The organism is Leptothrix ochracea L12 (assembly GCF_000262525.1).
This window is the reverse complement of the sequence record NZ_JH660668.1, coordinates 1-10284: the sequence shown is the minus strand read 5'-3', so window position 1 is coordinate 10284 and position 10284 is coordinate 1. Positions and strand designations below refer to the sequence as shown.

Here is a 10284-nt window from a genome sequence, read left to right as displayed (position 1 = left end):
CGGCGGGCTGATCGCGGCCTGCTGCACCGATCAGCCCGGGTCGAGCGCTTGGTTTGACCGGGGATTTGTGACCTACAGCAATCCAGCCAAGGTCGAGATGCTGGGCGTGTCGCTGGCACTGATCGAACAACATGGGGCCGTGAGTGCGCCGGTGGCCGAGGCGATGGTGCGCGGTGCCTTGCAGCATTCGCACGCCGAATGGGCCGTGGCGGTGACCGGCATTGCTGGGCCTGGGGGCGGTACGCCCGACAAGCCGGTTGGCACGGTTTGGTTGGCTTTTGTCCAGCGTGATCAAGCCGCCAAGGTGGTTTGCCTCCACGCCTCGGGCAGTCGATCTGAGATCCGGGCGCAAGCGGTGCGCTTTGCGCTTGATCATCTTGGGTATCTCGTGGGTTCAGCCACGGCCTGATTCGGCCTATAGTGACCGATATCATTCACAAGGAGAACCTATGGAACGACGTCATCTTATGCAAGGTTTGGGCGGCCTGACTTTGGCCGCCTTGTCGGCTTCTGTGTTGGCGGCTGAAGAGCATGCTCACCATCATCACGCAGCAGCCAGCGCTGGTGGCAAGCCGACCCGCTCCCTGATTGCAGCGGCCAGCGATTGCACCGTCAAGGGTGACGCCTGCTTGGCGCATTGCTTGCAACTGTTGGGCGACGGCGACAAAGAGATGGCCGCCTGTGCGCAGTCGGTGAACCAAATGCTGCCGGTGTGTACGGCGCTGCAAAAGCTCGCCAGCCAAGACTCGAAGTACCTCAAGGCCTATGCCGCCTTGGCCGCTCAGGTCTGCGAAGACTGCGAAAAGGAATGTCGCAAGCACGAGAAGAAGCACGACGAGTGCAAGGCTTGCGCCGAGTCTTGCGCGGCTTGCCTCAAGGAATGCAAGGCCTACGCGGCCTGAAGGGGTCGGTCGTACTCAGGCCGTGAAGTGATCGAAGGATGTCCACGGGGTGCTGAGCGTCATCCCTTGGGCGTCCAAAACCCGGATCAAGGCTTCATTGGGGGTGGTCGTCGTGGTCGCGGCTTCCATTCGGCCGATGCAGCTCACCGGCGTGTCGCTTTGTGCGGCCGCCGCCAAGACTTGAGCGCGCTTGGCGGGCTCGGCGGTGAAGAGCAACTCGTAGTCATCGCCGCCGCTCATCAAGCAAAGGTGTTGTCGCGTGCGGCTTTGGCGGCGCAGTGCGTTACTTCGGGGCAATGCGTCGATGTGTAGCGTGGCGCGGATGGGTGCATGGCTGGCGCTGCGCGCCAAGATGTGCCTCAAATCGCCCACCAAGCCATCTGAAAGATCCATGGCGCTGCTGGCCACGCCGCGCAAAGCTAGACCCAAGGCCACCCGTGGGGTCGGGCATTCAAGGGCTTTGCGGGCATGGATGAAATCGGCCTTGGACAACGCCACGGTGCCGCGCAAGGCTTCCAAGCCCAGCCGGGCGTCGCCCAGTTGACCGCTGACCCAGATATCGTCACCAGCACGGGCACCGCTGCGCAGTAAGGCCTGGCCGCGTGGCACTTCGCCGAAGACCGTGATGCAGATGTTGAGCGGCCCGGCGGTGGTGTCGCCGCCGACCAATTCGATGCCGTGCTCATCGGCCAAGCGGTGCAGGCCTTGGGCAAAGCCTGCCAAGAACGTGGCATCCATGCGCGGCAAGGCCAAAGCGAGGGTGTAGGCCATGGGTTGGGCCCCGCAGGCCGCCAGATCGGACAAATTCACCGCCAAAGCCTTGTGCCCCAGGTGCTCTGGGGCCACGGTAGACAAAAAGTGCCGGCCCTCGACCAGCATGTCGCTCGACACGGCCAGATGCATACCCGCTTGAGGCGCGAGCAGGGCGCAGTCGTCGCCGACACCCAACGGTTGGCGGCGTGTGGGACGGGTGAAATAGCGCGCAATCAGATCGAATTCGCCGGAAGGCATGGCATGAAAGAGACGGGTTATAGGGCGAGGTGATGAGGTGATGGCTTCCGACTTAGACTCGGGGGAATCGGTGTCACATCAAAGAAATCCGGAAGCCATCATGTCGAATATTGAAGATAAGAAGAGCCAATTCCGCCGCAGCGCGCTGGAGTATCACGAGTTTCCCACGCCGGGCAAGGTGGCCATCGCGGCCACCAAGCAGATGATCAATCAGCGCGACTTGGCCTTGGCCTATTCACCGGGGGTGGCTGCGGCGTGCGAAGAGATCGTGATTGATCCGGATAACGCGTTCCGCTACACCTCGCGCGGCAACTTGGTGGCGGTGATCACCAACGGTACGGCGGTGCTGGGGCTGGGGGATATTGGTCCCTTGGCGGCCAAGCCGGTGATGGAAGGCAAGGCGGTTTTGTTCAAGAAATTTGCCGGCATCGATGTTTTTGACTTGGAAATCAACGAGCGCAACCTCGACCGTTTGGTGGACATGATCGCTGCGCTGGAGCCGACCTTTGGCGGCGTGAATCTGGAAGACATCAAGGCCCCGGATTGCTTCTACGTTGAGCGTCGTTTGCGCGAGCGCATGAATATTCCAGTGTTCCATGACGATCAGCACGGCACGGCGATTGTGGTGGGTGCCGCCCTGCTCAACGGACTCAAGGTGCTGGGCAAGGATATTCGGCAGGTGAAGCTGGTGTCTTCCGGGGCGGGTGCAGCCGCGTTGGCGTGCCTGAACTTGTTGGTCAAGTTGGGCATGCCGCGCGAAAACATCTGGGTCACCGATCTGGCCGGGGTGGTTTACACGGGTCGCCAAGCATTGATGGACCCCGACAAGGCCGAGTTTGCGCAGGACACCGCGATGCGCACCTTGACCGAAGCGATTGACGGCGCGGACGTTTTCTTGGGCTTGTCCGCTGGTGGGGTTTTCAAGCAAGACATGGCCCGCAAGATGGCTGCCAACCCGATCATCTTCGCGCTGGCCAATCCCACCCCAGAAATCATGCCCGAGGAAGTCAAAGCGGTGCGTGATGACGCCATCATCGCTACCGGACGGACGGATTATCCGAATCAAGTCAACAACGTTTTGTGCTTTCCCTACATCTTCCGGGGTGCGCTGGACTGCGGCGCGACCACCATCACGGATGAGATGGAAATCGCGGCGGTGCGCGCCTTGGCTGAGCTGGCTCAGGCGGAACAAAGCGAAGTGGTTGCGGCGGCCTATGCTGGGGTCAATTTGAGCTTCGGCCCGGAATACTTGATCCCCAAGCCATTTGATCCTCGCTTGATGATCAAGATCGCTCCGGCCGTAGCGCGGGCTGCGGCCGAGTCCGGTGTGGCGCGGCGGCCGATCAAGGATTTCGAAGCCTATGGCGAAAAGCTGCAAAGCTTTGTCTACGCCTCCGGCACCGTGATGAAGCCGATCTTCCAACTGGCCAAGCGGGCGCAGGCCAAGCGTGTGGCTTATGCCGAGGGTGAGGATGAACGCGTCTTGCGCGCCGTTCAGGTCGTGGTGGATGAAGGGCTGGCTCGGCCCACCCTGATCGGTCGGCCGCAGATCATCGCGCAGCGGGTTGAGAAGTTTGGCCTGCGGCTTGAGCAGGGTCGTGACTATGACGTGGTCAACACCGATTTCGACCCGCGCTATCGCGACTACTGGCAGACCTACCACCGCATGACCGAGCGCAAAGGCGTGACGCAGCAGCTGGCCAAGATCGAAATGCGTCGCCGGTTGACGCTGATCGGTTCGATGCTTTTGCACAAGGGCGATGTGGATGGCATGGTCTGCGGCACGTGGGGCAGCACGACCAATCATCTGACCTACATTGATCAAGTCATTGGTCGCCGCCCGGGTGTGAACACCTATGCCTGCATGAATGGGTTGGTGTTGCCCGGTCGGCAGGTGTTCGTGGTCGATACCCACGTCAACTACGATCCGACGGCGGAGCAGCTGGCTGAGATCACGATCTTGGCGGCCGAAGAGCTGATGCGTTTTGGCATTCAACCCAAGGCGGCATTGCTGTCCCACTCCAACTTTGGCTCCAGTCCTCATCCCTCCGCCTTAAAGATGGCCGAATCGTTGCGACTGATCAAGGCCAAGGCACCATGGCTCGAAGTGGATGGGGAAATGCACGGTGACACGGCGCTTGATCCCGCCTATCGCTCTGAGTTGATGCCGCACACCACCCTGTCGGGCGAGGCGAACTTGCTGGTCATGCCCAACATTGACGCCGCCAATATCAGCTACAACTTGCTCAAGACAGCGGCTGGGGGTGGGATTGCTATCGGCCCCGTGTTGCTCGGTGCAGCTAAGCCGGTGCACGTGTTGACGCCCTCGGCAACGGTTCGGCGGATCGTGAATATGACCGCCATGACAGTCGCTGATGCCAATGCTGCGCGCTGATTCCAAAAGTGGGCGCAACTTTGCTGTATTCTTAGCAGTTTGACGGTCATATTTCGAGTGTGGCCTTGAGCTTTGCTCGCCGTTTCTGTACCATGTCAGACTCGTGGATCAGGATAAACCCTTGTTGGTGGCTATGGCGCGCTCGTTCTTTCGGCTTTTTGTCTGTATTGCTGCGCTCTGTGGTCTCTTCGCGGGGGGGGGTGTCCTGTGCGAAGGCTGGTGCTTCTTTGGCGTCCGTGGCCTTGTCTTCTTTGCCGGAGTATGTGCAGGGGACTTATCGCTTGATCCTCACAGGGGGGCCGTTCCCTTACGAGAAAGACGGGATCGTTTTTGCCAACCGGGAAAGAATCTTGCCTCGTCAGGCGCGCGGTTATTACCGTGAGTACACGGTGCCGGTGTCGGGGGTTCAGGGGCGGGGAGCGCAGCGCATTGTCTGTGGTGGCGCTCGGCCGAAAACCCCTGAGGCATGTTATTTCACGCAGGATCATTACGCGAGCTTCTCTCGCATCTTGCCGTGAATTCGATGAATATTGAGGATTATCGAGGGACCGTCATGCTGCTGCAGTCTGTGCGTCCAAACATTGTTCAGTCGATCCGCGCTTTTCGAGTGGACGATCTGATGAAGTCTGCGGAGGAAATGGGTCACCATTTCCTCTATGCCAACCTCTCCAAGGCGCAATCCAAGCAGGAAGTGCTGGATGGCATCGCCGAGGCTTTTCTCTTTCCTGTGCATTTCGGCAAAAATTACGATGCGCTTCATGATTGCATGACTGATTTGGTTCACAAGTCGGGTGCGCAATCGGGGTTTATTGTTGTTCTTGAGCAGTTGCCCGATGGGCCTCGATTTGATCGTGAGGCTCGTGAGCAGTTGCTGGATGTTTTCCGAGATGCTGCGGATTTTTGGGCGGACAGAAAAGTTCCGTTTAGATGTTTCTATTCTTTTCGGTAGCCCGCTCTCAGGAACATGGGCAATGGGAGCGGGCTGAAGTGGCTCAAACTAGCGCACCGGTCAAGCAGGGGAAGCATGTCGCGCCAGTCTTTGCGCCGCATATGCCTTTGATGAGTAGTGCGTTTGATACCTCGTCTTTGTTGGTCGTCGCGTAGTTTTGTTGTTTTCGATCCAATTCGAGGCCTGCCGTTCGGTGGGCTTTCGTCTTTGTGGGTCTCGAAGTGTCGCGATCTGATCTAGGGGTGTGGTGTATTTCTCGATGACTCTGCCTGCATGGGAATATTTCCCATGTCTTGTGATAGGCTGATCCGATTCTGAAGGAGTGTGGGTGCGATGCTATATGCCCTGATTACCGCGCTTGTTCTGGGCGTTTGGAAGATCAGTTCCATCGGCTTGTTCAAAGCTGGGGACGATGTTGGTTACTGGCTCGGGGTTTCCGGCGGTGTGATGATGTTGTTCATCTTTCTTTATCCGTTGAGAAAGCATATTCGCTTCTTTCATCGACTCGGTCAGATGAAGGGCTGGCTTGTGGTGCATATGGCCTTGGGCATCGGTGGCCCACTCCTCATCCTTGCTCATTCGACCTTCCACATTGGATCACTCAATGCTGCGGTGGCGCTTTACAGCATGCTGATTGTGGCGGGCAGTGGGATCGTGGGACGTTTTGTTTACGTGCGGATCACGCGTGGCGTACAAGGTGAGAAGGATCAGTTGCGCCTGTGGCGCGATCGTGTGGGTTGGGACAAGGGTGATATGCGATCTTTGTTCAAACTCGTACCAAGTCTCGAAACGCGACTGGTGGAGTTTGAGTCGTTTGCGCTGACGGAAGATCCCGGTTGGCATGGGGTGGTTTCCCGGTTATTCGTTCTGCCGTGGGCCGAGTGGCGCGTTTATCGCACTTGCCTTGCTGACATGGAAGCGCCCATGCGGGCCCTTGCGGAGAAGAATCAATGGCATGCCTACGACCGCGTTCGGCGTAATCGCAATGCACGTGTGTTGGTACGTAAGGATATGGATGCTGTGTTACGTGTTGCGCAAGTCTCGGCTTACGAGCGATTGTTTGCACTTTGGCACGTAGCGCACATCCCTTTCGTCTATCTTCTGATCATCAGCGCCATTGTTCATGTCATTGCAGTGCATGCCTATTGATGATTGTTGACTCAATTCGAGTGAGGTTTCGTTGAAAGTACGTCTGTGGTGGTCATCCAGAGGTTTGCAATGTTGGGCTGCATGGTGGTTTGCGCTCTTCTTGGCACTCGTGGCCTTGCCTTCCGCTGCCGTTCCGGGCCTAGAGTCAGTACTTTCCCCCGGTAAACTCGTTAATGCACACGTTAAATGGGAGAGCGATTGCGCTCGCTGCCACGTCAAGTTTGATCGCACCGCTCAAGATCAGCGGTGTGTTGATTGCCATAAAGAAATTGCCCAAGATGTGGTGAATAAAACGGGCTATCACGGCCGTATGAAGCCTCAGATGTGCCGTTCTTGTCACACCGATCACAAAGGGCGCACTGCGCAGATCGTCAGCCTCGACAAAAAGAGCTTCGACCATACGAAGACGGACTTCCAGTTGTTTGGAAAGCACGTCAAAGTGACCTGCGATAAGTGCCATGACGCGTCCAAAAAGTGGGCTCAGGCTGCGAATACTTGCGTGGGATGTCACCGCAAAGAGGATGTTCATAAGGGGTCTTTGGGGCTCAAGTGTGCTGACTGTCACAACGAAAAGAGCTGGAAAGACACCGATTTTGATCACGGTGAGACGAAGTTCCCACTGCTTGGGAAACACGTCGATGTGAAGTGCGCAACGTGTCACAAGGATGCGCGCTACAAGGAAACGCCGAAGGCCTGTGTTGCTTGTCACCGTAAAGATGATGATCAGAAGGGCCATAAGGGGTTCTTTGGCGATAAGTGTGAGTCGTGCCACGGTGCCAAGTCTTGGAAGACGATTGCCTTCAACCACGATGTAGATACCAAGTACGCACTGGAAGGAAAGCATCGCACCACGGGCTGCAAGGACTGCCACACCGGGCCGCTTTACAAAGCTAAATTGGCGGTGGATTGTTTGTCGTGTCACAAGAAAGACGACAAGCACAAGACGATGCTTGGACCCAAATGCGACGGGTGTCACACGCCGCAAAATTGGAAAACCTTGGCTTCCAAGGCTGTCGTGGGCGGTGCACGGTCAGCTGAAGGGCGGGTTTTCGATCACAGCACGTCGAGTTTCCCTTTGCAGGGCGGGCACGTCGACTTGGAGTGCAAGGATTGCCACAAGACCTTGCTCTATAAAGATGCACCGAAAGACTGTTGGGGTTGCCACAAGGCGGATGACGACAAGTCGCACAAGGGCACTTTGGGTAAGGCTTGTGTGAATTGTCATACCGAGCGAGTTTGGAAAAACACACTTGGTCGGTTTGATCACGACAAGCTCAAGTTCCCTCTGCGCAACGCACACGCCAATCCCAAGATTAGCTTGGTGGTCGATGGCTCGGTTGCCAGAACAGGTTGTAAGGCCTGCCATGCCAACCCGAGTAGCTTGCGCAATACGCCAACAGACTGCTACAGCTGCCACAAGAAAGATGACAAACACGAGGGCACGCTCAACACCCGTTGTGACAGTTGTCACTCGGATAAGTCATGGAAAGTGGCTGCCTTTGATCACAATCGAACCCGATTCCCATTAACGGGCTTGCACGTGTTGGGTGGAGCGAGGAATGTGACCTGCAAGGGTTGTCATACGACGTTGCGCTACAGGGATGCGCCGCAGGAGTGCGTGGCTTGTCACAAGAAGGATGACCGGCACAAACTCAAGTTTGGTGTTCGCTGTGAAGATTGCCATAACGTGCGTTCTTGGGATCTTTGGAGCTTTGATCATGATCGGCGCACTTCGTACAAGCTTGAAGGTGGGCATCGCGTGAAAGCGACATGTGAGACGTGCCATCGCAGACCGGCTCCGGCCAATCGTGCGACAGATCCTGTTGGGACCGTGTGTGTGAGCTGCCATCGCAATGATGATCGCCATGATGGGCAATTCGGGGCTCGTTGTGACCAGTGTCACGGTGTGGATAACTGGGCCAAGGTGATCCAGCCGGGTAGCCGTAAAGGGGCCTCACAAGCTTTTCATCAGCTTGATCGCGGACCATCGGGGCGTCGTTCTACAGACGCTGGCGCAGTGAGCCGGTCTTACGCATTTGAAACTGGAGGAATGAAATGAACAGAAGTGGCTCATCCCTGACCGTAAGTGAGCGGTTACTGGGACCGTCTCCATGGCTGTCCTTTCTTTTCCTACTTGTATGGATGTGTGTGGGTGTGAGTGCTCACGCCCAAATTCGTAAGGCCGAGGATCATGGCAAAACAGGGTATGCACTGACTGGGTCTCATTCGACTGCGAAGTGCGAAGCGTGTCACCTCAATGGCGTGTTTAAAGGTACGCCGCGGGAGTGCGTTTCTTGTCATACATCGGGAGCCTCACATGCTCGCTCCAATGTGGTGAAACCGGCAAATCACTTACCAACCCAGAACAGCTGCGATACCTGTCACATCACTCGCGCCTTCAGCGGAGCAAGATTCAGCCACTCAGGGGTTCAGTCTGGCACCTGCACCAACTGTCATAACGGCATCTATACCAGTGGCAAGCCTCAGGGGCACATCTCCACTCAGGCTTCATGCGATACGTGTCACCGTCCCTCTGGCTGGAGGCCTGCTACGGCTTTTGACCATACCAATGTGACTCCAGGTACGTGTGCAACTTGTCACAATGGCGTGACAGCAACCGGCAAACATGCTTTGCATATGCCGGTTGCAGGAGCATCGACTTGCGATAACTGTCACCGACCTACGGGTTGGAAGCCGACGTTATGGAACCACAGCCAGTTGGTGGTGAGTGGGCAGTGTGCGACGTGTCACTCGGGGGCTTATCCGCCGGCGGATGGTCCGGTGGTGAACCACATTCCCTATAAATCAGTCACAGGGATCACGGCGACGAATTGCGACAGCTGCCACAAGGGGTACGGTTCGTGGGCGACGGGGATGTTGCACAGTTCGGTGTCGGTGAGTAGTCAGTGCGCGACGTGCCACACGGGTAGTTATTTGGGGGCTGTGGGCAAGCCGGCGACGGCGACCCATGCGAGCGTGACGGGCAACTGCGAAAGCTGCCATAAGTCCACGACGAGTTGGACCAGTGGTACCAGTTTCGTACATTCAGCTGCCAACGCTGTGGGTACGGGTGCTTGTGACAACTGCCATAACGGGTCAACGGCCAAAGGCAAGTCTGCAACACATATCCCAGTGCCTGCGGGTTCTGCCAAGTGCGATAGCTGCCATAAATCACAGGTCAGCTTTGCGCTCTCATTCACGATGAATCACAGTGTGGTGATTTCTGCGGCCTGTAAGACTTGCCATAACGGTAGTTACACCAGTGTCGGTACCCAAGGTGCCTTGGCCAAACCGGCGGCGCACATTCCAGAAGTGCAGTTGTTGAGTGGCGCCACCATGGACTGCAAGGATTGCCATAGCGGTACCACTTCATGGTTGCCGGCACGTATGAACCACAACTCCAGTCAAGGCAGTGGTTCGGGCTGGTGCAAAGCCTGTCATGCTTCTGGGACGGCTTATCAAGGCAGCATGGAAAAGAAATCGCTGACTCATAAAGCGAAAACAACGACGCCGACGGATTGTTCGACCTCGGGATGCCACAAGCCTTTGGGCAACAAGGGCCAAGCCTACTCTAGCTGGGGTGGTTGAATCTCGGCTCACTACCGCCATAATGGCGGGTCAAAAAATTGGGCGTGACCGCAAGGGTGGTGTTCGAAGTTTGTCGAGCATCACCCTGATCAACTGGGCTTCTCATCGGTGAATACATCTTTTTTTCGCTTTTGGATCACGCTGCTGTGCTTGTGGTTCGCGTCGATCGCCCACGCGCAAATCATTGAAGATGCTGATCTGCACCAAGAAGGGCCCAATGCTGTTTTGCAGGTCCGCTTCCTGACCCCCCATTCATTATTCGGGTCGCAGTGTGAGTTCCCGTTCCAATG

The 10284-nt window shown here is 56.9% G+C and carries 11 protein-coding genes; 9 read left to right on the top strand and 2 right to left on the bottom strand.

The features are described from left to right. On the top strand, positions 1 to 409 hold a 409-nt coding region (locus LEPOCDRAFT_RS00280), incomplete at its 5' end, for a CinA family protein (protein WP_009453165.1). 40 nt (positions 410 to 449) lie between these two features. Further along, complete coding sequence (locus tag LEPOCDRAFT_RS00275; protein WP_009453164.1) at positions 450 to 902, top strand: four-helix bundle copper-binding protein; 453 nt, start codon at positions 450 to 452, stop codon at positions 900 to 902. Positions 903 to 917: 15 nt separating this feature from the next. Here the strand turns inward: LEPOCDRAFT_RS00275 and thiL are convergent, their stop codons facing one another. Continuing rightward, positions 918 to 1913, bottom strand: coding sequence for a thiamine-phosphate kinase (gene thiL / locus LEPOCDRAFT_RS00270; protein WP_009453163.1), 996 nt, complete (start codon positions 1911 to 1913; stop codon positions 918 to 920). A gap of 100 nt (positions 1914 to 2013) precedes the next feature. Between thiL and LEPOCDRAFT_RS00265 the strand changes: the two genes are divergently transcribed. The 4 genes from LEPOCDRAFT_RS00265 to LEPOCDRAFT_RS00255 all read left to right on the top strand — a co-directional run bounded on the left by LEPOCDRAFT_RS00265 (position 2014) and on the right by LEPOCDRAFT_RS00255 (position 6406). Continuing rightward, entirely contained in the window at positions 2014 to 4308 is a 2295-nt protein-coding gene (locus LEPOCDRAFT_RS00265) for an NADP-dependent malic enzyme (RefSeq protein WP_043909532.1), read from the top strand. Positions 4309 to 4400: 92 nt separating this feature from the next. Beyond that, positions 4401 to 4826 (top strand): guanyl-specific ribonuclease, encoded by a 426-nt coding sequence (locus LEPOCDRAFT_RS02595; RefSeq protein ID WP_009453161.1) that lies wholly within the window; start codon positions 4401 to 4403, stop codon positions 4824 to 4826. A 5-nt stretch (positions 4827 to 4831) separates the two neighbouring features. Next, positions 4832 to 5257, top strand: coding sequence for a barstar family protein (locus tag LEPOCDRAFT_RS00260; RefSeq protein ID WP_043909526.1), 426 nt, complete (start codon positions 4832 to 4834; stop codon positions 5255 to 5257). A gap of 333 nt (positions 5258 to 5590) precedes the next feature. Continuing rightward, the gene (locus tag LEPOCDRAFT_RS00255; RefSeq protein ID WP_009453159.1) at positions 5591 to 6406 is read left to right on the top strand and encodes a hypothetical protein; all 816 of its coding nucleotides are present in this window, start codon (positions 5591 to 5593) and stop codon (positions 6404 to 6406) included. A gap of 145 nt (positions 6407 to 6551) precedes the next feature. Here LEPOCDRAFT_RS00255 and LEPOCDRAFT_RS02920 read toward each other — a convergent pair whose 3' ends face one another. Then, positions 6552 to 6935 carry a hypothetical protein gene (locus LEPOCDRAFT_RS02920; RefSeq protein ID WP_216579389.1) on the bottom strand — a complete coding sequence of 128 codons (384 nt, stop codon included), beginning with the start codon at positions 6933 to 6935 and terminating at the stop codon, positions 6552 to 6554. 9 nt (positions 6936 to 6944) lie between these two features. Between LEPOCDRAFT_RS02920 and LEPOCDRAFT_RS02745 the strand changes: the two genes are divergently transcribed. From LEPOCDRAFT_RS02745 to LEPOCDRAFT_RS02915, 3 genes are all read left to right on the top strand, one after another. Then, positions 6945 to 8465: a cytochrome C gene (locus LEPOCDRAFT_RS02745; RefSeq protein ID WP_216579388.1), complete on the top strand. Its 1521-nt coding sequence runs from the start codon at positions 6945 to 6947 to the stop codon at positions 8463 to 8465. A 1142-nt stretch (positions 8466 to 9607) separates the two neighbouring features. Beyond that, positions 9608 to 9994 (top strand): hypothetical protein, encoded by a 387-nt coding sequence (locus tag LEPOCDRAFT_RS02945; protein WP_245526358.1) that lies wholly within the window; start codon positions 9608 to 9610, stop codon positions 9992 to 9994. A gap of 108 nt (positions 9995 to 10102) precedes the next feature. Then, a partial coding sequence (locus tag LEPOCDRAFT_RS02915; protein ID WP_043909524.1) for a hypothetical protein occupies positions 10103 to 10284 on the top strand: 182 nt, incomplete at its 3' end.

Coding starts and splice junctions, on each gene's coding strand:
- LEPOCDRAFT_RS02595 (WP_009453161.1), top strand. CDS start 4,401: ATGTCAGACTCGTGGATCAGGATAAACCCTTGTTGGTGGCTATGGCGC.
- LEPOCDRAFT_RS00275 (WP_009453164.1), top strand. CDS start 450: ATGGAACGACGTCATCTTATGCAAGGTTTGGGCGGCCTGACTTTGGCC.
- LEPOCDRAFT_RS00260 (WP_043909526.1), top strand. CDS start 4,832: ATGAATATTGAGGATTATCGAGGGACCGTCATGCTGCTGCAGTCTGTG.
- LEPOCDRAFT_RS02920 (WP_216579389.1), bottom strand. CDS start 6,935: ATGAACATCCTCTTTGCGGTGACATCCCACGCAAGTATTCGCAGCCTG.
- LEPOCDRAFT_RS02945 (WP_245526358.1), top strand. CDS start 9,608: ATGAATCACAGTGTGGTGATTTCTGCGGCCTGTAAGACTTGCCATAAC.
- LEPOCDRAFT_RS00265 (WP_043909532.1), top strand. CDS start 2,014: ATGTCGAATATTGAAGATAAGAAGAGCCAATTCCGCCGCAGCGCGCTG.
- LEPOCDRAFT_RS00255 (WP_009453159.1), top strand. CDS start 5,591: ATGCTATATGCCCTGATTACCGCGCTTGTTCTGGGCGTTTGGAAGATC.
- thiL (WP_009453163.1), bottom strand. CDS start 1,913: ATGCCTTCCGGCGAATTCGATCTGATTGCGCGCTATTTCACCCGTCCC.